The sequence below is a fragment of the Stenotrophomonas sp. STEN020 genome, assembly GCF_056760195.1.
The window spans coordinates 37,122-59,511 of sequence record NZ_JBRREI010000010.1 but is presented as its reverse complement, the minus strand read 5'-3'; the positions used below and the strand labels follow the sequence as shown (position 1 = coordinate 59,511).

The following is a 22,390-nucleotide window of genomic DNA, read 5'->3' as shown; positions in this document are numbered from 1 at the left end:
GCATGAGAGATAGGGGATGACGTTCCGATTATACCTGCCAGGGGGATTTCCGCCCTGAAGGCTCAACTTACGGCATTGATGGTGCCATGTTCCACGTGGAACACCGCTGCCGGCTGCAGTTCTACTTCCAGCGCAGCCGGTGTTTCAGTTGCAGTGATGAAGATCTGTGCAGGCGTTGCCGCCAGATACTGCAGAACACGTTGCTGGTGATTGCGGTCCAGCTCCGATCCCAGGTCATCCAGGGCGATTACCGGCCATTCGCCGCGTTGGCTGGCGTAATCATCGGCCTGCCCCAACAAACAGGCCAGGGCGGTGAGCTTGGCTTGCCCACGCGATAGTGCGTCACGGCCGGGAATCTGCGTGAAACCAACGCTCCAGTCGGCCCGATGAGGTCCCACCGAGGTATAGCCAGCGCTGCGGTCGCGCTCGCGGGCCAGCAACAAGGCATCGCCCAGCGACATCTCATGCCGGCGCCAGCCCGGGTGCAGCTCCAAAGCACTCAATTGCAGGCCTGGGGCCAGATCCGCAGCGATTGCCACCGCCCGATCCTGCAGCCGCTCAAGATAGTGCTGGCGACGGGAGGTGAGGGGAGTGCCAGCTTCGGCCAGTTCCCAATCCCAGGCGTCCAGCTGCTTGCCGGGCGCCCCCATCTTCAACAACGCATTACGCTGCTTCAAGGCCCGCGTGTAGCGGCGCCATAGGGGAAGAAAGTCAGGTTCCACGTGGAACAATCCCCAATCGATGAAACGCCGACGGGGTTCACTGCCGCCACTGACCAAGGCATGGCTGCCCGGTTCGAAGGTAACAACAGCCAACGCAGCGCAAAGATTGCCCAGTTGCGCCACGTCTTCGCCGTCCAAACGGCCTTTCCAGGCCTGTCCGCTGTGCCGCAGCCCTGCCCGGCGCGTTGAAACACCCAGTTCTGCGTCGCTACGCTCCTGCCATTCGACAAAAACGTCCAGATTCTCAGCGCCTTTCTGCACCAGGCCATCGCGGACACGGCCTCGGAAGCTACGGCCATAGGCCATCAGGTGCAGGGCTTCGAGCACGCTGGTTTTGCCCGCGCCATTGACGCCGGTAATCAGGTTTATGCCGGGGCGGGGAGCCAGTTCCACCGAATCGAACCGACGCACGCGGTTCAAGGCAACACGGACGATATGCATTGACGCTCGAAAGAAAGCACGACGCCAGCACGGGGACCGTGGCTGGCCATGCGCAGCTTAAAGCATCCACCCAAATCGAGCAGCCCGATGAGCAGGCCAAACGTTTTCGCAGGAGCAACGCCGATGTGTGCCACGTGGAACATCACAGGATTTCTTCAAATCTGAGTGATGACCAGGGCACCAGCTCTGCAGATTTCACGAAATGTGGCGCTTTTTTTGGGCATGTATAGCTCCGGGTACAAACCCTGTGTATAAGTGGGGCAATCTGTGGATAAGATTGGCCTTAAGAGCCCGCCTCGACCTTATCCACAGATATCCACAGGCTTGAAGCCCTGTTTTACAGGGGGTTTCAATGGCAATAAGGCAATGTAAAACAAGCACTTAAGGTAGTTTTACATAAAATCTGCTCCTACCATCACCACCAAGCTTTTGATTTATTCTCAGATTTAAAGCATAGAGCTGAGAAAACCGGCACCCAGGAAGGGCGAAAAACCAGAGCTGTGAATTTTTGAATTCTGGCGGCTGGGATCCAGCTACAGGTTTCAGATTTCAAGGAATTCGAGGTCGATCTGAGGAGGTTGCCAGATCCGCCTCGACAGCTCCTTGGGAGCGGCTCCGGAATGGGGGCTGATTTCTTGATTTCTGAGAGATCGGCCAGGGTCTCAGCTCCCGGATTTCACCGATTTGGCTGCTCGCCTAGCTCTGCCTATCGGGCATGAAGCTCTGAAAACCGAGAACGTTGAGCTGCAGATTCTTGATCTCGTTAGCCAACACGAAGGATCAGCGGAACCGTGCACGGACATGGACGCTGATGCAGCCGGGCAGGGAAGAGGCTCTGTGGATCAAAGGCTTCCGGTAAGCGCTGACGCGATCGGATCAGACAGGACATCCAGTGCAGGAATCTCGATGTGTTTCGAAGGCAAAGACGAGGCCGATCGGCATGAAGGGGTACCCGGTCTCTGAGCTCTGCTGTCGGAATGGTGGCCGGCCCTGATAGCTGGAGAAAGCCTCGAGATTCATATCGGCCGGAGATCTGGCGGCGCTTCGCTGCTCCACCGTGGGAAGCAGGCGGATAGGGCTGCCAGACATCCAGAAATCAGTGAATTCCAGGGTTTCGTCCTGGCGGTTCCACGTGGAACCTCAGCCAGAACCAAAGCCACAAAAAAGCCCGGCAATAGGCCGGGCTTCTTCGTGTTCCACGTGGAACCTGCTGGTCAGAGACGCAGCGGCATCACCACGTGACGCGACTTCTCGCTACTGGCTTCACGCACCAGTGCCGAGGAGTTGGAGTCGCGCAGCTGGATCACAACGTGCTCATCGCGCAGTGCCGACAAGGCATCGAGCAGGTAGTTCACGTTGAAGCCGATGGCCAGATCGCTGACCACCGTATCGGCTTCGATTTCCTCCTGAGCCTCTTCCTGCTCCGGGTTGTGCGCGCTGATCTTCAGCTGGCCCGGGGTCACTTCGACGCGAACGCCGCGGTACTTCTCGTTGGAGAGAATTGCCGCACGCTGCAGCGAAGCACGCAGGGTCTCACGCTCAACCTTCACTTCGCGGTCGGCGCCGATCGGAATCACTGCTTCGTAATCCGGGAAACGGCCGTCGATCAGCTTCGAGGTGAAGGTGACATCGTCGCGCTTCATGCGCACGTGGCTACGGCCAACTTCCAGCTCGACCTCACGCTCGCCGCCTTCCAGCAGACGCTGCAACTCAGTCACACCCTTGCGCGGCACGATGATCTGACGCTTGGCGCCGTTATCGTTTTCCAGTGCGGTTTCGCACAAGGCCAGGCGGTGGCCGTCGGTTGCGACGCAGCGCAGGATGCTGTCACGCAGATCGAACAGCAGGCCGTTGAGGTAATAGCGCACGTCCTGCTGCGCCATCGCGAAGGCAGTGCGCTCGATCAGTTCCTTCAGCGCTGCTTCCGGTACGACGACGCGTTCGGTGGCTTCAACTTCGTCTACCGACGGGAAGTCATTTGCCGGCAGGGTTGCCAGGGTGAAGCGGCTGCGTCCTGCCTGGACGGTGATCTTGTCGCCCGTCTGCGAAACCGTGATGCGGCTGCCATCAGGCAGGGCACGGATGATTTCAAACAACTTACGCGCCGGGATCGTGGTTTCGCCGTCCTGGGCATCTTCGACCGCGATGCGGGAGACCATTTCCACTTCCAGATCGGTGCCGGTCAGCGAAAGCTGGCCGCCCTGAACCTGGACGAGGAAATTGGCCAGAACCGGCAGGGTCTGACGGCGTTCAACCACGTTGACGACTTGGGCCAACGGCTTGAGAAAGGCTTCGCGCTGCAGTGTGAAACGCATGTGGTTTCGTGCCCCTATGCTTTTAAAAGATGTGGATTAAATCAAAAGCTTGGTGGTGCTGGTAGAGCCAGATTTGGCTTAAAACACACCTAAGTGTTTGTTTTTAAATGTTTTATTGAAGCTGAAACCCATGTATTACTGACGCTGAGCAGGTGGGTGAACCTGTGGATAATTTTGACGCGGATTTGCCGACCAATTTTATCCACAACTTCTCCCAAGCCTGCCCCCGAATCATGCACCGTTTTGTGCGATGACGCCGCAGTGGCGTCGGTGCATCATTCGCTCCACTTCCAGCCCAGACCCTGCTGCCCCAATGGTTTTCCCACCTGTTTCATCGATGAGCGTTTCCACAGGGCAGCGCCGGGGCTTACTCGCTGAGCTTGCGGATCAGCTTTTCCCAGTCCTCGCGCAGCTTGCCGTCGGTTTCCATCAACGTGCGGATCTGGCGGCAGGCGTGCAGCACCGTGGTGTGGTCGCGGCCGGCAAACGCATCGCCGATTTCCGGCAGGCTGTGTTCGGTCAGTTCCTTGGTCAGCGCCATGGCGACCTGACGCGGACGGGCCAGTGAACGGGTGCGCCGCTTGGACAGCAGATCCTTGATCTGCAGGCCGTAGTAGTCGGCAACCGTTTTCTGGATATTGGGGATGCTGATGGCTTGTTGCTGGGCACGCAGAAGATCGCGCAGGGTTTCCTGGGCAAACTCGGTGGTGATCGCGCGGCCGGTGAAATTGGCGCGGGCGGTCAGCGTATTGAGTGCACCTTCCAGATCGCGCACGTTGGAGCGCATCTTCTTGGCGATCAGGAATGCCACGTCGTCCGGAATCTCGGCGCCGCGTTCGCGGGCCTTGGCCAGCACGATCGCAGCACGGGTTTCAAAGTCTGGCGGCTCGATGGCGACCGACAAACCCCAGGCCAGACGCGATTTCAGGCGGGCCTCCAGACCTTCCACTTCGCGCGGGTAGCGGTCGCAGGTCAGGATGATCTGCTGCTTGCCGTCAAACAATGCGTTGAAGGTGTGGAAAAACTCTTCCTGGGTGCGGTCTTTGCCGGCGAAGAACTGGATGTCATCGATCAGCAGCGCATCGACCTGCTGGAACTGGCGCTTGAACTGGTCCATGGACTTTTCCTGCAGCGCACGGATCATCGCGCTGAAGAACTGTTCCGAACGCAGATACAGCACTTTTGCCGCAGGATTGGCCTGGCGCATGGCATTGCCGGCAGCCAGCATCAAGTGGGTTTTACCCAGACCGGTGCCGCCGTACAGCAACAAGGGGTTATGCGCACGATCACCCGGCTTTTGCGCCGCCTGGAATGCCGCCGCCAAACCGAGCTGGTTGCTGCGGCCTTCGACGAAATTGGTGAAGGTGTAGTGGGCGTCGAGGTTGCCGTTGAACGGCACCACCGGCGCGGCCGGCACATAACTGGCGCTCGGCGCGACCAGCGGGGCCGGTTCCGGCGCACGCGGACGCGAGCCGATTTCCAGGATCACCTCGCCGAAACCGGCGAAATGGGTCAGCAGTTCGCCGATGCGCGGCAGGTAGCGTTCGCGCACTTGGTCGACGATAAAGGCATTTGGCGCGTACAGCACGAGGCTGTCAGCGCGTTGGTCGGCCTGCAGCGGCTTCAACCAGGTGTGGACATCTTCGGGCGGAAATTCCGCCTCCAGACGTTCGAGACAACGTGTCCAGGCATCCATCAGCAATAGTCGTCAAAGGCTTGCCAGCCGGGCGCAGAAAGCCGCCGGGCCACAGGCCGGAAGGGGGAAAGTGGATGGCCCAGACTACCACCGCAGGCCCGATGCGGGAATGCTTGTCCCGGATTTATTCACAGGCTCATCCACAAGATGTACACCGGCCTGTGGATAGCTTTGTCAAGCAAGACTTGACGTGACCCCGGTAGGGTCTATAGAATTTCCGGTTCTTTCCGTCCACTTCATACAGGTGCCCCAATGGCCACCAAGCGCACGTTCCAGCCCAGCAACCTCAAGCGCAAGCGCGATCACGGTTTCCGTGCTCGTATGAAGACCGCCGACGGCCGCAAGATCCTGTCGCGTCGCCGCGCCAAGGGCCGCAAAGTCCTCAGCGCTTGATTGCGTTGCCGCGTGAAGCGGCAATCGCAACACCGATCGTGATCAGTGCCTACCCGCGTAAGCGATTTCCTCGCTCTGCGCGGGTTCGTACGCGTGCCGAATATACAACGGTCTTCAACGGCGCCCGCCGTGTATCCGATCCCTTGATGACACTCCACTGGTTGAAAGGGGATACCCCCGCTCGACTCGGTCTGGCTGTGTCACGCAAGGTGGATACGCGTGCGGTCGGTCGTAACCGTATCAAGCGTGTGTTGCGGGATGCAACACGCCATCTACGGTCGTGCCTGAGCGGTGGCGATTACGTCATCGTTGCCCGATCCGCGGCCAAGACCGCCAGTAATCAACAGATCCGTGAGGCGTTCGAGCGCCTGCTGCGCCGTTCCGGCGCATTGCCCGTTGTGGCTGCGGGCGGCACAATGCCGCCGCACGAGGGCGCACCCGCCCCTCTTCCTTTGAACGTACCGGACACTTCCTCCGGTCGAGCCGAGCCTGCCTGCTGATGAACCAGACCCGTGTATTCCTGATTTTTGCCTGGCTGATGGTAGCCGTGCTGCTGTGGATGGAATGGGGTCGCGAAAAGGCCGCACCGGATCCGGCAACCGTGGCCACCACCCAGCCGGCCGTGCCGGGTGCCAATGACGTGGACCTGCATGCGCCGGCCACCGCCGACGTGCCGCAGGCCACCGTGCCGGGCCAGCCGCCGGTTGCCGCCGCCGCGCCGGGTATGGAAGCCGCTTCCAGCGCCCAGCGCGTGACCGTCACCACCGACGTACTGAAGCTGGTGCTCGACGGCCGCAGCGTGCTCGACGCCGATCTGCTGCACTTCCCGCAGACCAAGGCCGCCGGCAGCCCGCCGGTACAGCTGCTGACCGAAGACAAGGCGCATCCGTACAGCGCCACCGCCGGTTGGGCCAGCCAGAACAACTCGCCGGTGCCCGGCGCGAATGGCTTCCAGCCAGTGCAGGGTGTCACCACCGTCGCCCTGGCTGATGGCCAGAACGAAGTGCAGGTGCCGTTCGTCTGGAACGGCCCGAACGGCGTCAGCATCCACCGCACCTACACCTTCAAGCGTGGCGATTACGCCATCAGCGTGAAGGACGAAGTGGTCAACACCGGTGCCGCAGCGTGGCAGGGCTATGTGTTCCGCAAGCTGGACCGCGTGCCGCCGGTGATCACCAAGGGCATGACCAACCCGGATTCCTTCAGCTTCAACGGCGCCACCTGGTTCAGCCCGGCTGATGGCTACCAGCGTCGTGCGTTCAAGGACTACCTGGAAGACGGCCCGATCAACCAGACCATCAGTGGTGGCTGGGTGGCGATGCTGCAGCACCATTTCTTCACTGCATGGATTCCGCAGGCTGACCAGTCCGCGCTGTACCTGCTGTCGCAGAACGGCCCGCGCAACGTGATCGAAACCCGTGGCCCTGGCTTCACCGTGGCACCGGGCCAGAAGGTCAGCACCGAGGCACGCCTGTGGGTGGGCCCGAAGCTGGTCAACCAGATCGCCAAGGAAGACGTGAAGGGCCTGGACCGCGTGGTCGACTACAGCCGCTTCTCGATCATGGCCATCATCGGCCAGGGCTTGTTCTGGGTGATGAACCAGGTGCACAAGCTGGTCGGCAACTGGGGCTGGGCCATCATCGGCCTGGTGATCCTGTTGAAGATGGCGCTGTTCCCGCTGGCCAATGCGCAGTTCAAGTCGCAGGCCAAGATGCGCAAGTTCCAGCCGCGCATCGCGCAGCTGAAGGAGCGTTACGGCGACGACAAGCAGAAGTTCCAGACTGCAATGATGGAGCTGTACAAGAAGGAGAAGATCAATCCGCTGGGTGGATGCCTGCCGCTGCTGATCCAGATGCCGATCTTCTTCGCCCTGTACTGGGTGCTGGTGGAGTCGGTGGAGCTGCGTCAGGCACCGTGGCTGGGCTGGATCCAGGACCTGACCGCGCGTGACCCGTACTTCATCCTGCCGATCATCAACATCGCGGTGATGTGGTTCACCCAGAAGCTGACCCCGGCTGTGGGCATGGACCCGATGCAGCAGAAGATGATGCAGTTCATGCCGCTGGTATTCGGCGTGATGATGGCCTTCATGCCGTCCGGCCTGGTGTTGTACTGGGTGGTCAACGGCGGCCTGAGCCTGCTGCAGCAGTGGTGGATGATCAAGAAGCACGGCGAAGACGCGCCGAGCAAGGTGATCGAAGCCAAGTAAGCAAAAGCCCGCCGCAAGGCGGGCTTTTCGCATGTGGGGGAGGCGATGCTAAGACAGGCCGTTCGGCTGTTTGTAGGAGCGGCGTAAGCCGCGAAGCCGACGCAGCATCAGATCGCACAGCTTCCAAGTGTTCCAGCAAGGCCAGCTTCGCGGCTTACGCCGCTCCTACAAAGGGGGCGGCATTTCGCCGCAAGCTTGCCTTTTCGCCTGTGGCGTTAGAATCACCACGCCCGTTGCACCTTTTCATCCCGAGCCTGCCATGCCCCGTTCGTTGTCGCGTCGCCTGACCTTGCCCGCTCTGTTGCTTGCCACGCTGACGGTTGTCGGCTGTTCCAAACAGGACGAGACCGGCACCGCGACGCCGACCCAGGCCAGCGCGCAGGCTGCGGCCGCAGCTAATCCAGCGGCGGCACCGCTGTTGACCGCTTTGCAGAAACAGTTGGACGGGCACCGCCGCATCGTCGTGTTGCTGGCCGACGAAGCACAGCAATCGCCGGCCGACCGCCAGACCTCCAGCCGCATCGGCCAGCAGCTGTTCCACGATGGTTTGGAACAGCGCCAGGCCATTGCAGCGCAGTTTGATGCCTTGCTGCGCGATCCCAATCCACAGCGCTTCGCCACCCTGGGCACGGTGCTGGACTACATCGAATCCTCGCCCGAGCTCTACGACGCAGATCGTCTGGCCTTCCGCGAAATACTGCGCGAACTGCATCAGCGTGTAGGTGTGGATTCCTCGCTGCCAGCGGTGAAGCTGCACCAGCGCATCGGCGAAGACCTGGAAGCACTCGATGAGATCGAGCGCAACTACAACCAGGAACTGACCCGCATCTTCAGCCGCTTCGAACGTACCCGCGCCATCGAGCTGAAGCGCGAGAAGTGGGACGACTACGTCGCCCACCTCAACACCCTCTACAAGCGCGACGCGATCCTGCGCGACTTCGGTGTGATCGAGCCTTACCCGATGTCGATGCAGGACAGCGACCGCGAGATCTTCGGCCGCGACCTGCCGGCAAAAACCGTTGTGCTGACCTTCGACGATGGTCCGCACAAGGCTTACACCGATGAAGTCGTCGCTATCCTGCAGCGCTACGACGTGCCAGGTGTGTTCTTTGAAGTCGGCCGCAACCTCGGCACAGTCGAGGCTGATGGCAAGGTCAAGCTTGGGTCGATGGCCGGCATCAGTCGCAGCCTGATGGAGCACGGCTATGCGGTCGGCAACCACAGCCTGACCCACGCGCAGTTGTCGCGCACCACCGGCGATGCGCTGCGTCAGCAGGTGCTGGATACCGACACGCTGCTCAAGGGCGTGGATGCCAAGCGCGCACCGCTGTTCCGCTTCCCTTATGGCGCGCGCAATGCCGAAGGCCTGCAGCTGCTCAACGAAGCCGGGCTGAAATCCATCATGTGGAACATCGACTCGATGGATTGGGCCGATCCGGTGCCCGAATCCATCGTGCAACGCGTGGTCGACCAGGTGCAGAAGGAACAGCGCGGCATCATCCTGTTCCATGACATCCACGACCGCGCGGTGAAGGCGCTGCCGCAGATCCTCGACAAGCTGATCGCCGATGGCTACCAGTTTGCTGGCTGGAACGGCCGCGACTTCAGCGTCAGCCGTGCGCGCAAGGGCGCGGTAGCCGACACCACGGTCACTACCGGCTATGAAAAATCCTGGGCGATCGTCATTGGCATCGATGAGTACGCAAAGTGGCCCAAGCTCGAATACGCCGGCCGCGACGCGCAATCCATCGCCGATACCCTGACCGGCCAGTTCGGCTTCCCGTCCTCGCAGGTGATTGTGCTGAAGAACCAGCAGGCCACCCGCAACAATATCCTCGCCGCCTTCCACGACCGCCTGGCCGATGAGCGCACCGGCAAGAACGACCGCGTGTTCGTGTTCTTCGCCGGCCATGGCGCGACCCGCCAGCTCGCCTCCGGCCGCGACCTCGGCTACATCATTCCGGTGGACTCGGACCCGAACGAGTTCGCCACCGATGCGATCGCGATGACCGACATCCAGAACATCGCCGAGAGCATGCAGGCCAAACACGTGCTGTTCGTGATGGATGCCTGCTACAGCGGCCTCGGGCTGACTCGCGGCGGCGGCAGTTCGTCGTCGTTCCTGCGCGAGAACGCACGCCGCAGCGCGCGGCAGATGCTGACTGCCGGCGGTGCCGACCAGCAGGTCGCCGACAGCGGCCCGAACGGGCATTCGGTATTCACCTGGGTGCTGTTGCAGGCGCTGGCCGGCAAGGGCGACCTCAATGGCGATGGCCTGATCACCGGCACCGAGTTGGCTGCGTATGTGGCGCCTGCCGTGTCGGCGGTATCGAGACAAACTCCAGCCTTCGGCAGCCTGCCCGGTTCGCAGGGCGGTGAGTTCGTGTTCCAGGTGCCGGACAGCCAGGAATTCCTCAATGCCGATACCCGTCAGCTTTCCGCTGACGCCATCGCCCTCAACAGTCGCGTCGATGCGGTGCAGGAAGCCAAACCTGCGGGCAAGACGGAGGCGCCGGTAACCGTTGCCGATCTGCAAGGTGGCAAAAGCACCTTGGTGGTGCCGGCCGCCGTGCCGACCTCGGATCGGCAGCGCGCGCAGCAGGCCAATGACCGCGGCCTGCAGCTGTACCGCGAGAAGCGTTATGACGAAGCCGCGGTGCAGTTCACCGAAGCACTGAAGCTGCGTCCGGACTTTGCCCAAGCCGCCAACAACCTTGGCTTCGTCTACTACCGCCAGCAGCGCTATGCAGAAGCCGCACGCTGGCTGGAGAACACCTTGAAGATCGATCCCTCGCGCGCGGTGGCGTATCTGAATCTCGGCGACGCCTACTTCAATGCCGGTGACAAGGCCAAGGCCAAGCAGGCCTACAGCACCTACCTGGAACTGCAACCGCAAGGCAGCGGTGCAGCCCAGGCTCGCGCACAACTGCAGAAGCTGTAAGCCATGAGCGACGTGTCCACTGGCCAGACCATTGTTGCCATCGCCAGCGGCGCTGCTGCCGGCGGCGTTGGCATGCTGCGTGTCTCCGGTCCGCAGTCACTGCGGATTGCGGTTGCATTGGGTTGTCCACAGCTCAAGCCGCGCCACGCCCATTACGCCAGGTTCCGCGATGACGCAGGCGAGGTCATCGACGACGGCATCGCCCTGTACTTCCCCGGCCCGCGCAGCTTTACCGGCGAGGACGTGGTGGAACTACAGGGTCACGGCAGCCCGGTCGTGCTGCGCCAGTTGTTGGCCCGCTGCATCGAACTGGGCGCACGCCAGGCCCGCGCCGGTGAGTTCAGCGAACGGGCCTTCCTCAACGGCAAGCTCGACCTGGCCCAGGCCGAGGCCATCGCTGACCTGATCGCCGCTGGCGATGTGCGCGCCGCACGCGCTGCCCGCCGCTCACTCGATGGTGTGTTCTCGCGTCGGGTGGAAGAGGTGGGCGAGCAACTGGTACGGCTGCGTATCCATGTTGAAGCGGCCATCGACTTCGCCGACGAACCACTGGACACGCTCGGTGGTGCGCAGGTGCGCGCCGGTATCGAACAGGCGAAGGCCTTGCTGGCTCAGCTGCGTATCGACGCTGAGCGCGGCCGCAAGCTGCGCGATGGCCTGCATGCAGTGCTGATCGGGCCGCCGAATGCTGGCAAGAGCTCGCTGCTGAATGCTTTGGCCGGCAGCGAACGTGCCATCGTCACCGATATTGCCGGCACCACCCGCGACACCTTGCGCGAGACCATCCGCATTGATGGTCTGGAGCTGGAACTGGTCGACACCGCCGGCCTGCGCGAAGGCGGTGACGCCATCGAACGTGAGGGCATGCGCCGCGCCCGCGCCGAGATGCAGCGCGCTGACCTGGCCATCGTGGTGCTCGACGCCCGCGACCCGGAAGCGGGCAGGGCAGCGATCGGTGATGCCGCCGCACAGGCCGCCCGCCAGCTGTGGATCTACAACAAGTCCGACCTGCTACCGCAATGGCCGCAGGCGCTGGGCGAAGACAGCATTGCTTTGTCTGCTGCCAATGGCCAAGGTCTGGAGCAGCTACACGCGCGCCTGCGCGAGATCGCCAGCCACGGCGCAGGCGAGGGCATGCAGGGCGAGTTCTCCGCCCGTCTGCGCCACGTCGAAGCACTGGCATTGGCCAGCGAACACCTCGACGCCGCTGATGGTCAACTGCACTACGACCAGCTGGAACTGGCCGCCGAGGAACTGCGCCTCGCGCATGACGCCCTCGGCGAAATCACCGGCCGCATGACCGCGGACGATCTGCTGGGCAGAATTTTCTCGAGCTTCTGCATCGGCAAATGATGCCGGCGTGGAGCCAACGGCCCGAAGGGGCCAGACAACACAGTAGTCAGGAGGTAGTGAATGTTTTCGCACATCATGGTGGGCGCCAATGACATCGAGGCATCCAAGGCGTTCTATGACGCGCTGCTGTCCACGCTCGGCGCAAAGCCTGGCTTCGTCGATCCCAAGGGCAATGTGGTCTATCTCCACGCCGGCGCCTTGCTGATCGTCGGCCATCCGCGCAACGGCGAGCCGGCCACCCATGCCAATGGCGGCACCATCGGCTTCAGCTGCGCCTCTCCAGAAGTGGTGGAGGCCTGGCATGCGGCGGGTGTTGGCCACGGCGGCGTGAGCGTGGAAGATCCGCCGGGACCGCGGCAAAGCCCGTTCGGTCCGCTCTACCTGGCATATCTGCGTGACCCGGCCGGCAACAAGCTGTGTGCCACGCACCGTCCTGCCCAAGCCTGAGCATCGCCTTTTCCGGCAGTGGCGGCGCGGAGCAGAACGCGCCACCGGTTACTGACTGTTCTGTTTGCCGCCGTTAGGCTAGGCCCTGTTACGGGATTCCCCCGCCAACGGAGTCAGTTCAATGCGCCATTGATGTCACCGTCTTGATGACGGTCCCTACCAGTCCCTGCTGCCGCTGGCGGCCGGGTGCTTCGGGCATCGATGGAATACCGCATGACAAACTCTATTTCAGTCACGCTGGACGGCGTCGCGTGGCAGACGCCTGACGGGCGCAGCCTGTTCTCCAATCTCAACGCACAGTTCGATGACCGGCCCACCGGTCTGGTCGGACGCAATGGCGTGGGCAAATCCGTGCTCGCACAAATACTGGCCGGGCTGCGCCAGCCCAGTGCCGGGCACTGCCGTCGCATCGGTGAGGCCTACTACCTCGCACAGCAGGTACAGCCACAAACAGGACAGCGCGTAGCCGAGCTCGCAGCTGTGGATAAGCGTGTGGATGCATTGCGCAGGATTGAAGCCGGAAGCACGCTACAAGCGGATTTCGACGCGATTGGCGAGCAGTGGAGCCTGTGTGAAACCTTGCAGCAATCATTGTCCGATGCAGGTTTGCATGGCGTGGATGCGGATACACCTGTGGATAAGCTCAGCGGCGGGCAATGCATGCGCGTTGCCTTGGTCGGCGCATTGCTGCAGCCGGTGGAATGGCTGATCCTCGACGAACCCAGCAATCATCTCGATCACGCCGGCCGGCAATGGCTGGCCGAGCAACTGCAGGCAAGAAAGCAGGGTCTGATCCTGGTCAGCCACGATCGTCTGCTGTTGCAACAGGTGGAGCGCATCGTTGAGCTGTCGCCGCAAGGCCTGCGCAGCTATGGCGGCAACCATGCTTTTTATGCACAGGCACGCGCTGGCGAACGCGCAGCAGCCGAGGCCTTGCTGCAGCAACGTCGACACGAACGCCGCAAGGGCGAGCAGGTGCTGCGCGATCAACGCCAGCGACTGGAACAACGCAGCGCGCGAGGCAACCGCGAGGCCGCCAATGCCAATCAAGCGCCGATCCTGCTTGGCCTGCAGCGCCAACGCGCTGAAGCCAGTCTGGGCAAGGCACGCGCGCAGTTGGATCAACGGCAGACACAGCTGCACGACGCGGTGCGCGAGGCGCAGGCGGACAGCGAGGCCGCCGCCCCGGTATTGCTGGTCCCAGGAGTGCAAGCGAGCGGGCCGGAGTGGGTAGTGCGTTCCACCGGACTGCAGCTGCCGCATGTGGCACCGGCGCTGCGCGCGCTGGACTTCAACCTGCGCCGTGGCGAACGTGTCGCCATCACTGGCGGCAACGGTGTGGGTAAATCGACCCTGTTGAAGGTGTTGGCCGGGCAACTGCCAGCGCTGGCAGGCGAGGTGAAGGTGCAGGTGCCAGTTGCCTTGCTGGATCAGCAGCTGCAGCTGCTGCCCGCGCACAGCAGCGTGCTGGAGGCCTTGCGTCTGCGAAATCCCCCGATGCCGGAAGGCGAGTTGCGTAGCCGGCTGGCCTTGCTTGGGCTGGATGCCACTCAGGTGCAGCTGCCTTCAGCCCAGCTCAGCGGCGGGCAACGCTTGAAGGCAGGCCTGGCCTGCGCGCTGTATGCCGATCCACCTGCACAGTTGCTGTTGCTGGACGAGCCCGGCAATCACCTGGATCTGGATGCGCTGGCTGCACTGGAAGCCTTGCTGCGCCAATACCAAGGCAGCCTGTTGTTGGTCTCGCATGACGAGGCACTGCTGAAGGCCATTGGCATCACCACGCGCCTGCATGCTGGCGCGGATGGCTGGCAGTGGCAACGCGAATAGTTGAAAGATGTTCTTCCCCGCGTCACATGCAGCCTTCATGCTTCGCGCCTTGTTCTCGATTGGAGTGCTGACGGTGCGAAGCTGGGCCTGGTTGATCGCAGTGGGGGTTGGCGTGGCATGCTGTTGGGCAATGGACAGCTCAGCCGCGCAGACTTATCCCCAGGTTTCGGTGTACGCGCATCGCGGTGCCAGCGCACTGCTGCCAGAGCACACCCTGGCAGCATATGCACAGGCCATCAGCGACGGCGCCGATTACATCGAGCCGGATCTGGTGATGAGCAAGGACGGGGTGATGCTGGCCCGGCACGAGAACGAGATCGGCTCGACCACCGATGTCGCCAGCCATCCGGAGTTCGCCAGCCGCCGAACCCGCAAGCTGATTGACGGCCAGCAGGTCGAAGGCTGGTTCACCGAAGACTTCACCGTCGCCGAGCTGAAGACGCTGTACGCACGCGAGCGTTTGCCGCAGATCCGTAGCACTGCTTTTGACGGCCAGTTCCGCATCGCCACTCTGGACGAGATCATCAGCTTCCTGGTGCAGCAGGCCGGCCGCGCCAACCGCGGCATTGGCTTGGCACCGGAGATCAAGCACGGCAGCTATTTCCAAAGCATTGGCCTGCCGATGGAAGACAAGTTGCTGAGCACCTTGCAGGGCAACAGCTACACCAAGGTCGCGCCGATCATGCTGCAGTCGTTTGAAACCGCCAATCTGCGGCAGATCCGCAGCAAGCTCGGCAAGGACAGCAACATCCGACTGCTGCAGCTGCTCGATGCCAGTGACGAAAAGCCGATCGACGTAGCGCTGGCCGGCGGCAAGCTGACGTATGCGCAGATGATGACTCCCGCTGGCCTGCGCGATATCGCCAGCTATGCCGATGCGATCGGTGTAGAACGGCGCGCGCTGGTGCCGCTGGACGCGCAGGGCAAGTTGGCTGCGCCTACTGCCTTGATCGGCGATGCGCATGCGGCAGGCCTGCAGGTAGTGGCCTATAGCTTCCGCCCGGAAAACCCGTTCCTGCCACCGGCATTGCGGCAGGGCACCGAGGGGGCGCGCAACCCGGAGGGTTCGGTGGCCGAGATCCGCGCCTACCTGCAGGCGGGCATTGATGCGTTCTTCACCGATGATCCGGCGCTGGGGCGGCGGGCGGTGGATGGTGGTTCTTAAAAGCTGAAGAGCGACCCCTCCCCAGCCCTCCTCTTGGCTGCGCCAAAGGGAGGGAGCCAAGCGGCTGCGCTGCGGGCTATCAGATCGCCAAGAAATGCCCCTCCCTTTGGCGCAGCCAAGGGGAGGGCTGGGGAAGGGTTAGCTCTTAGGCCTTTCAAGCTTCGCGGCTTGTGCTGCTCCTGCAGGTTGGTGGTTCGCTGGTAGAGCCTCTGCCGAGCATGGCTCGGCACTACCGCGCGGCTGTTACGGCCGCTCGTCTGAATCCCGCCGCCGCAACGGCACAACCACGTCATAGTCACGACCTTCGCGCGGCTGCCATAGCACTGGCACCTGGCCCGGTGCGGGCGGCTCCAGTTCGTTGTCGGCCTGGACTAGTTGTTCTTCTTCTTCGTCTTCCCAGCTATAGCGTTTGCGCTCAGCGCGCGGGTCGACGTTGCGGAACAGCAGTGCGGCGATCACGCCGGCCGCAGCTCCGCCCATATGCGATTGCCAGGACACACCCGGCTCGTGCGGCAGGATGGTGATCAACATGCTGCCGTAGAACAGGAAGCCGATCAGGCTGGCAGCAATTGCCGGCCGGTCGCGGCGCAGCAGGCCGAGCACGAATACCAGGAACATCAGGCCGTGGGTCAGGCCACTGGCACCGAGGTGGCGGCTGCCGGCGTCGCCCAGCATCCAGGCGCCCAGGCCGGAACCCAGCCACAGCAAGGGCAGGGCGCGCAGGGTGGCTTTGGGATAAACACTGCCAGCCAGCGTACCGAGAATAAGCAGGGCGACCGCGTTGGCGCCCAAGTGTTCAACAGAACCATGCAGCAGGGGCGCGCCAAGCAGGCCGGCCAGACCGCTGGCTTCCAGCGGCGCTACTGCCCATGGCCGCCAATCCCAACCACTGCTCTGCAGGGCGAACATCGCCACCAGCAGCAGGACGAAGCCCAGGCTGATGTTGAACGCGCGCAGCACCCGGCTGCGGTCGTTGCGGGCAGTGGTGGCCGGCGTGTCGCCGGTGTCGGGCAGGGTTGGCGTGTCCATGATCAAGGGATTGCGGCGTCTTTGGCGAAAGCCAAGGGCGCCGCGCATGGGAACTGGCGTGCCACCGGCGGGACAATCCCACCGGTGGCGCTAACGTCAAGCCTTGTGACCGCCCTTCGGCGGAATCTTCAGGCTCAGGATCACGGTGGCCACCAGGATCACCGCAACCACACCCAGCGATACCGGAACCGGGATCTTGAAGATGTCGATCAGCAGCATCTTGGTACCGATGAAGGCCAGGATGACCGCCAGACCATAGGGCAGCAGGTGGAAACGGTCCGCCATGCCGGCCAGCAGGAAGAACATCGCGCGCAGGCCCAGCACCGCGAACACGTTCGAGGTCAGCACGATGAACGGATCGGTGGTGATGGCGAAGATGGCCGGGATCGAGTCAACCGCGAAGATCACGTCGGTGACCGCGATCAGGATCAGCACCACGAACATCGGGGTGAACCAACGAACGCCGTCCTTCTCGGTGACCAGGTTGTTGCCGTTGTACTCGTGGCTGATGCGCAGGTGCTTGCGCATGAACTTCAGCGCCGGGTTGTTATCCAGGCTGGGTTCTTCGCTGGCGGCAAACCACATCTTCCAGCCGGTGTAGAGCAGGAAGGCGCCGAACACGTACAGCAGCCAATGGAACTGGGTAACCAGCACGGAACCGGCGAAGATCATGATCGTACGCAGCACGATCGCGCCAAGGATGCCGATGATCAGTACACGTTGACGCTGGGTCTCGGGTACCGCGAAGTAGCCCATGATCAGCAGGAAGACGAAGATGTTGTCGACCGCCAGTGCCTTTTCGATCAGGTAACCGGTCAGGAACTGCAGGCCCACTTCGTTGGCAACGGCCGCGCCTGCGGTCTCGTGCAGGTAGTACCAAAGGCCCGCATTGAAGGCCAAGGCCAGTGCCACCCAGCCCAGCGACCAGTAAATGGCCTCCTTGAAGGTGACTTTGTGCGGTCCGCCGTGGCGCATCAGCACCAGGTCGATCAACAGCGCGGCAATGACGACGACGATGAAGCCGCCCCAAAGCCAAGGATTACCAATTGTCTGCATCATGGGAAAAATTCCGGTCGTGAACGGGGGTATCTCGGAACCACAAAGGCCAAGAGCTGGACACGGAATCGGGGAGACCGGGGACAGAGCTTCGCCTATGCGGCGAAGGTCTTGCTCACAGTTCCAATGGCTGGAACTGCCGTTGCACCGGAGTCTTGCGACTCGAATTGACGGCGACAACGTCTGGGAGCTACTCCCCTTCTGGAGCGAATAGTGCCGTGCGGGCCTATTACAGTCAATGAATACGCTGCAGGCAGGGGGCGCTGCGCGGCTACAATAGCGCCATGAATACCCCACTCCCCGTCGTACGCCTGAAGAACGCGTGGCGCTCCAGCCACCCGTGGATTTTCCAGAAACTGGTCGAGAAGCCGACCGTCAAGCCCAAGTCCGGCACCATCGTCGATGTGGTCGGCGTGGACGGCGAGTGGATTGGCCGCGGCTTCTACAACGGCCACTCGCGCATCGCCGTGCGCATCCTGGAAACCAATCCGGACGTAGCGGTGGACCAGGCTTGGTTTGCGCAGAAGCTGGCGCAGGCGGTGTCGCTGCGCCGCGACGTGCTCAAACTGGATGCAAGCTCCAATGCCTGGCGCGTTGTCCACAGCGAAGGTGATGGTCTGTCCGGCCTGGTGGTGGACCGTTACGACGATCTGCTGGTGGTCGAGTTCTTTGCTGCCGGCATGTTCCGTCACCGCGAATGGATCTACGAAGCACTGCGCGACCTGTTCCCGGGCTGCCGCTTCCACAGCTTCGCTGACGAACACGTGCAGAAGCAGGAAAGCTTCGATTTCCACGGCAACACCACCACCGAACCGGCAGTCATCACCGAGTACGGCATCAAGTTCCGTGCCGACCCGGCCGGCGCGCACAAGACCGGTTTCTTCGCCGACCAGCGCGAGAACCGTGAGTGGCTGAGCCAGCAGGTGGAAGGCAAGACCGTGCTGGACCTGTGCTGCAACACCGGCGGCTTTGCGGTGTACGCCGCAGCGCGCGGCGCGGCCGACGTGCTGGGCGTGGACATCGACCAGGACGTGATCCATCTGGCCAAGGGCAATGCGCGTCTGAACAACGCCAAGCCGCGCTTCGTGCAGGCCGACATCTTCCCGTGGCTGCGTGATGCGGCCAACCGCGGCGACCAGTACGACGTGGTGATCCTCGACCCGGCCAAGATGACCCGTGACCGCGACCAGGTCATCACCGCGCTGAAGAAGTACCTGGACATGAACAAGCTGGCCTTGGGCGTGGTCAAGCCCGGCGGCCTGTTCGCCACCTTCTCCTGCACCGGCCTGGTGGCCGAGGACCAGTTCCTCGACATGCTGCGACGTGCGGCGTTCTATTCCAACCGCACCATCCAGATCCTGAAGGTTGCCGGCGCTGGCCCGGATCACCCATTCATGGCGCACGTGCAGGAATCGCGTTACCTCAAGGCGGTGTTCTGCCGCGTGCTGGACTGAGCCACCAACCGGGTTGTAGTGCCGAGCCATGCTCGGCAAAGGGCCTTCCCAGCGAAAAGCTGCCCTCACCCCAACCCCCGCTCCGCGCCCCGGCCCTTGCGCCAGCGCAAGGGCGTTCGATGGGCAGCGAACCAATGGTTCGCAAGCTGCCCCTCTCACCCCGCATGCGGGAGAGGGGCTAAAACGTAGTGCCGAGCCATGCTCGGCAGCGGCCTTCCCGGTAGAGCTCCAGCCGAGCATGGCTCGGTTCTACAAAAACCTGCTACATGCCGTCCGTCACTGGCCGACAACGGCACAGCGGCGCTAAGGTCTGGCCTTTCCCTTCACGGTGAGGCCTCATGACGCTGCGTCCCCTGTCCCTGCTGGTATCCCTGTCGTTGTGTACCCCACTGGCAGCCTCGGCGGTGGAGTTCAGCCAGGCTGAGCTGAGCAAGGCCAGCGCCTTGCAGCACAAGCTGCTGACCCTGGATTCGCATCTGGATACGCCGGCCAACTTTGGCCGCGCCGACTTCAACATCATGCAGCGCCACGACCACAATGCCTTGTCGCAGGTCGATTACCCGCGCATGGTCGAAGGCGCGCTGGATGGCGGCTTCTTCGCCATCTATACCGATCAGGGCGACCGCAGCCCGGCCGCGCATATCGCCGAGCGCGACCATGGCCTGCAGCGCATGCAGGAAATCCACGAAATGCTGGCCGCCAACCCGAACAAGTTCCAGCTGGCGCTCACTGCTGACGATGCCGCCAAGATCAAGGCGGCCGGCAAGCGTGTGGTCTACATCAGCATGGAGAACGGCAGCCCGCTGGTCGCCGATCCCACCTTGCTCAGCTACTACTACAAGGCCGGGCTGCGGTTGATGTCGACGGTGCATTTCGCCAACAACGAATTTGCCGATTCGGCCACCGACCCCAAGGGTGCCGAGTGGAAGGGCTTGAGCCCGGCCGGCAAGTCGCTGGTCAACGAGGCGGTGAAGCTGGGCATCGTGATCGACCAGTCGCATGCTTCCGATGCGGTGTTCGACAACCTGATCGAAATGATGCCGGTGCCCTTCATCCTCTCGCACAGCTCGGCCAAGGCGGTGTTCAACCACCCGCGTAATCTCGATGACGCGCGCCTGCGTCAGCTCGCCGCAAAGGGTGGCGTGATCCAGGCCAATGCCTATGGCGGCTACCTGGTCGATGAGACCAAGAGCGCCGAGCGCAAGCAGGCCGAAGAGGAACTGGAGAAGCGCCTCGGCGGTTGGGAAAACATGACCATGGCCAAGGGCGTGGAACTGCGCAAGGCGATGGCCGAGCTCGACCAGAAGTACCCGCGCCGCAAGGCTACGCTGGATGATTTCTTCCAGCACTTCGGCCACATGCTCGACGTGGTTGGTCCGGACCATGTCGGCATCGGCATGGATTGGGACGGCGGCGGTGGCGTGACCGGCATGGAAGACGCGGCTGACCTGCCCAAGATCACCGCCTGGATGCAGCGCCGTGGTTTGACCGATGCGCAGATCGGCAATATCTGGAGCGGCAATGTGCTGCGGGTTATGCGCCAGGCGCAGGACTACGCGGCGGCGCAGAAGAAGTCTTGATCGCGCGCTGTTGGATGTGTGGAATGACGAAGCGGGCCCAGGCCCGCTTTGTTTTTATCCACAAGTTACTGGGGATAAGTGGGTTGTCCACAGGTGGCGTTGAGCTTTAGGGCTTTCGAGCTTTAAGGCAAAGGCACCCCTCCCCAACCCTCCCCTGCGCTACGCGCAAGGGAAGGGGCAGAGCTTCTCCCTCCCTTTGCCGCAGGCAAGGGGAGGGTTGGGGAGGGGTGCTCTTCAAGCAGAACCCAAACCCCAAAAAACAAAAAACGGGCCGAAGCCCGCTTTTCGCTTTATCCACAACAAGCTGTGGATTACTTGCTACGCCCCAGCACCGCATTGCGGCGGCTGTACAGGGCATAGACCAGCAGGCCGAACACGTTCCACGCCAGGAACCACAGCTGGGTGCGCATCGGCAGGCTGATGAACAGGTAGATGCAGCCAGCGATTGCCAGCGGCCCCACCACCCACGCCAGCGGCGTGCGGAAGGTACGCGGACGGTTCGGCTCGCGCTTGCGCAGTACCAGCAGACACAGGCCTACCGCGGTGAATGCCGCCAGCGTGCCGGCATTGGCCAGCGCGGCGATTTCATCCAAGCGTGCCACACCGGCCAGTGCAGCCACCAGCACCGCAGTGAACAGGGTGATGGTTACCGGCGTACCGGTGCGCTGGTTGACCTTGGACAGGCTGCGCGGCAGCAAGCCGTCACGCGACATCACGAAGAAGATGCGGCTCTGGCCGTAGAAGAACGCCAGCAACACGGTCGGCAGCGCAATGATGGCGACGATGCCGATCACCAACGCAGCGGTGCCGTGACCGAGTTCGCGCATGATCAGCGCCAGCGGCTCGGCGCTCTTGCCGAACACCGTGTAGCTCATCGCACCGACCGCAGCCAAGGCGACCAGCAGGTAGATGATGGTGCAGCCAACCATCGAACCGATGATGCCGATCGACAGGTCGCGCTTGGGGTTCTTGGTTTCTTCGGCGGCGGTGGAGATCGCATCGAAGCCGTAGAAGGCGAAGAAGATGATCGCTGCCGCTGCCATCACCCCGCGTTCCACACCATCCGGACCCAGCGACTTGGGGAAGCCATAGGGCATGAACGGCTGCAGGTTGGCACTGTCGAAGGCCGGCAGCGCAACCGCCACGAACACCGCCAGCGCGATCAGCTTGAACACCACCAGCACCGCGTTGAGGGTGGCGCTCTCCTTGGTACCGACCATCAACATGCCGGCAACCAGGAAGGTGATGACGATGGCCGGCACGTTGAGGAAGCCGCCTTCCACGTGCGGGCCAGCGGCCAAGGCTTGCGGCAAGGCCACGTTCCAGCCGAACGAGGTGTGCAGCCACTCGAGGAAGCCGACGAAGTAGCCGGACCAGCCGACCGCCACCGTGCTGACCACCAGCGAGTACTCAAGAATCAAACTCCAGCCCACCACCCAGGCGATGGTCTCGCCCAGCGCGCTGTAGCTGTAGGTATAGGCGCTGCCGGCAGCCGGCATCATCGTCGACAGCTCGGCATAGGCCAGCGCCGCACAGGCGCAGATGGTGCCGGCGATGATGAAGGACAGCAGCACCGCAGGGCCGGCCTTGTCCGCACCCACGCCGATCAGCGTGTAGATGCCGGTGCCGACGATGGCGCCGATGCCAAGTGCGACCAGATGGGGCCAGCTCAGCGTTGGAATAAGCCGACGGCCTTCTTCGTGCTCGGTGAGTTGGTCGATGGGCTTGCGCCGGAGCCAGGATTGCATGCGGACCTCACGGT

Annotated in this window: 16 protein-coding genes; 10 read left to right on the top strand and 6 right to left on the bottom strand. The window is 62.6% G+C overall.

Translation table 11 applies throughout. The features are described 5' to 3' along the window. Nucleotides 1-62 precede the first annotated feature (62 nt). The 3 genes from recF to dnaA all read right to left on the bottom strand — a co-directional run bounded on the left by recF (nt 63) and on the right by dnaA (nt 5,174). Nucleotides 63-1,163, bottom strand: a complete 1,101-nt coding sequence (gene recF, locus ACVOLZ_RS06435; protein WP_481515458.1) for a DNA replication/repair protein RecF — start codon at nt 1,161-1,163, stop codon at nt 63-65. 1,214 nt (nt 1,164-2,377) lie between these two features. Beyond that, nucleotides 2,378-3,478 carry a DNA polymerase III subunit beta gene (gene dnaN, locus ACVOLZ_RS06430; RefSeq protein WP_057629944.1) on the bottom strand — a complete coding sequence of 367 codons (1,101 nt, stop codon included), beginning with the start codon at nt 3,476-3,478 and terminating at the stop codon, nt 2,378-2,380. Between the two features lie 367 nt (nt 3,479-3,845). Next, nucleotides 3,846-5,174, bottom strand: coding sequence for a chromosomal replication initiator protein DnaA (gene dnaA / locus ACVOLZ_RS06425; RefSeq protein WP_296247335.1), 1,329 nt, complete (start codon nt 5,172-5,174; stop codon nt 3,846-3,848). A 252-nt stretch (nt 5,175-5,426) separates the two neighbouring features. Between dnaA and rpmH the strand changes: the two genes are divergently transcribed. From rpmH to ACVOLZ_RS06385, 8 genes are all read left to right on the top strand, one after another. Beyond that, the gene (gene rpmH, locus ACVOLZ_RS06420; RefSeq protein ID WP_006404565.1) at nt 5,427-5,567 is read left to right on the top strand and encodes a 50S ribosomal protein L34; all 141 of its coding nucleotides are present in this window, start codon (nt 5,427-5,429) and stop codon (nt 5,565-5,567) included. Continuing rightward, nucleotides 5,564-6,067: a ribonuclease P protein component gene (gene rnpA / locus ACVOLZ_RS06415; RefSeq protein ID WP_481515457.1), complete on the top strand. Its 504-nt coding sequence runs from the start codon at nt 5,564-5,566 to the stop codon at nt 6,065-6,067. The genes rpmH and rnpA overlap by 4 nt, the downstream gene beginning before the upstream one ends. Continuing rightward, nucleotides 6,067-7,776, top strand: a complete 1,710-nt coding sequence (yidC, locus tag ACVOLZ_RS06410) for a membrane protein insertase YidC (RefSeq protein ID WP_481515456.1) — start codon at nt 6,067-6,069, stop codon at nt 7,774-7,776. Before rnpA ends, yidC begins: the two co-directional genes overlap by 1 nt. Before the next feature lie 259 nt (nt 7,777-8,035). Beyond that, nucleotides 8,036-10,717 carry a polysaccharide deacetylase family protein gene (locus ACVOLZ_RS06405; RefSeq protein WP_481515455.1) on the top strand — a complete coding sequence of 894 codons (2,682 nt, stop codon included), beginning with the start codon at nt 8,036-8,038 and terminating at the stop codon, nt 10,715-10,717. A 3-nt stretch (nt 10,718-10,720) separates the two neighbouring features. Further along, nucleotides 10,721-12,070 (top strand): tRNA uridine-5-carboxymethylaminomethyl(34) synthesis GTPase MnmE, encoded by a 1,350-nt coding sequence (gene mnmE / locus ACVOLZ_RS06400; RefSeq protein ID WP_481515454.1) that lies wholly within the window; start codon nt 10,721-10,723, stop codon nt 12,068-12,070. A gap of 60 nt (nt 12,071-12,130) precedes the next feature. Next, nucleotides 12,131-12,517, top strand: coding sequence for a VOC family protein (locus tag ACVOLZ_RS06395; protein ID WP_481515453.1), 387 nt, complete (start codon nt 12,131-12,133; stop codon nt 12,515-12,517). A gap of 213 nt (nt 12,518-12,730) precedes the next feature. After that, the gene (locus tag ACVOLZ_RS06390; protein WP_481515452.1) at nt 12,731-14,344 is read left to right on the top strand and encodes an ATP-binding cassette domain-containing protein; all 1,614 of its coding nucleotides are present in this window, start codon (nt 12,731-12,733) and stop codon (nt 14,342-14,344) included. A gap of 130 nt (nt 14,345-14,474) precedes the next feature. Continuing rightward, complete coding sequence (locus tag ACVOLZ_RS06385) at nt 14,475-15,509, top strand: glycerophosphodiester phosphodiesterase (RefSeq protein WP_481515451.1); 1,035 nt, start codon at nt 14,475-14,477, stop codon at nt 15,507-15,509. A gap of 243 nt (nt 15,510-15,752) precedes the next feature. On the opposite strand, the gene ACVOLZ_RS06380 is transcribed toward ACVOLZ_RS06385, so the two are convergent. Together ACVOLZ_RS06380 and ACVOLZ_RS06375 are read right to left on the bottom strand one after the other, a co-directional pair. Further along, entirely contained in the window at nt 15,753-16,538 is a 786-nt protein-coding gene (locus ACVOLZ_RS06380; protein WP_481515450.1) for a rhomboid family intramembrane serine protease, read from the bottom strand. 96 nt (nt 16,539-16,634) lie between these two features. Then, on the bottom strand, nt 16,635-17,594 hold the full coding sequence (locus ACVOLZ_RS06375; RefSeq protein WP_481515487.1) for a TerC family protein: 960 nt from the start codon (nt 17,592-17,594) through the stop codon (nt 16,635-16,637). Nucleotides 17,595-17,878: 284 nt separating this feature from the next. Between ACVOLZ_RS06375 and ACVOLZ_RS06370 the strand changes: the two genes are divergently transcribed. Together ACVOLZ_RS06370 and ACVOLZ_RS06365 are read left to right on the top strand one after the other, a co-directional pair. Continuing rightward, nucleotides 17,879-19,048: a class I SAM-dependent rRNA methyltransferase gene (locus ACVOLZ_RS06370; RefSeq protein WP_481515449.1), complete on the top strand. Its 1,170-nt coding sequence runs from the start codon at nt 17,879-17,881 to the stop codon at nt 19,046-19,048. A 338-nt stretch (nt 19,049-19,386) separates the two neighbouring features. Next, the gene (locus tag ACVOLZ_RS06365) at nt 19,387-20,628 is read left to right on the top strand and encodes a dipeptidase (RefSeq protein ID WP_481515448.1); all 1,242 of its coding nucleotides are present in this window, start codon (nt 19,387-19,389) and stop codon (nt 20,626-20,628) included. Nucleotides 20,629-20,939: 311 nt separating this feature from the next. On the opposite strand, the gene ACVOLZ_RS06360 is transcribed toward ACVOLZ_RS06365, so the two are convergent. Then, a complete protein-coding gene (locus ACVOLZ_RS06360) occupies nt 20,940-22,376 on the bottom strand; it encodes an amino acid permease (RefSeq protein ID WP_481515447.1) in 1,437 nt (478 codons plus the stop codon). Nucleotides 22,377-22,390 lie beyond the last annotated feature (14 nt).

Bases quoted from the DNA above. Each gene is read 5' to 3' on its own strand.
- recF (WP_481515458.1), bottom strand. From the start codon at position 1,163: ATGCATATCGTCCGTGTTGCCTTGAACCGCGTGCGTCGGTTCGATTCG.
- dnaN (WP_057629944.1), bottom strand. From the start codon at position 3,478: ATGCGTTTCACACTGCAGCGCGAAGCCTTTCTCAAGCCGTTGGCCCAA.
- dnaA (WP_296247335.1), bottom strand. From the start codon at position 5,174: ATGGATGCCTGGACACGTTGTCTCGAACGTCTGGAGGCGGAATTTCCG.
- rpmH (WP_006404565.1), top strand. From the start codon at position 5,427: ATGGCCACCAAGCGCACGTTCCAGCCCAGCAACCTCAAGCGCAAGCGC.
- yidC (WP_481515456.1), top strand. From the start codon at position 6,067: ATGAACCAGACCCGTGTATTCCTGATTTTTGCCTGGCTGATGGTAGCC.
- ACVOLZ_RS06405 (WP_481515455.1), top strand. From the start codon at position 8,036: ATGCCCCGTTCGTTGTCGCGTCGCCTGACCTTGCCCGCTCTGTTGCTT.
- mnmE (WP_481515454.1), top strand. From the start codon at position 10,721: ATGAGCGACGTGTCCACTGGCCAGACCATTGTTGCCATCGCCAGCGGC.
- ACVOLZ_RS06395 (WP_481515453.1), top strand. From the start codon at position 12,131: ATGTTTTCGCACATCATGGTGGGCGCCAATGACATCGAGGCATCCAAG.
- ACVOLZ_RS06390 (WP_481515452.1), top strand. From the start codon at position 12,731: ATGACAAACTCTATTTCAGTCACGCTGGACGGCGTCGCGTGGCAGACG.
- ACVOLZ_RS06385 (WP_481515451.1), top strand. From the start codon at position 14,475: ATGGACAGCTCAGCCGCGCAGACTTATCCCCAGGTTTCGGTGTACGCG.
- ACVOLZ_RS06380 (WP_481515450.1), bottom strand. From the start codon at position 16,538: ATGGACACGCCAACCCTGCCCGACACCGGCGACACGCCGGCCACCACT.
- ACVOLZ_RS06375 (WP_481515487.1), bottom strand. From the start codon at position 17,594: ATGCAGACAATTGGTAATCCTTGGCTTTGGGGCGGCTTCATCGTCGTC.
- ACVOLZ_RS06370 (WP_481515449.1), top strand. From the start codon at position 17,879: ATGAATACCCCACTCCCCGTCGTACGCCTGAAGAACGCGTGGCGCTCC.
- ACVOLZ_RS06365 (WP_481515448.1), top strand. From the start codon at position 19,387: ATGACGCTGCGTCCCCTGTCCCTGCTGGTATCCCTGTCGTTGTGTACC.
- ACVOLZ_RS06360 (WP_481515447.1), bottom strand. From the start codon at position 22,376: ATGCAATCCTGGCTCCGGCGCAAGCCCATCGACCAACTCACCGAGCAC.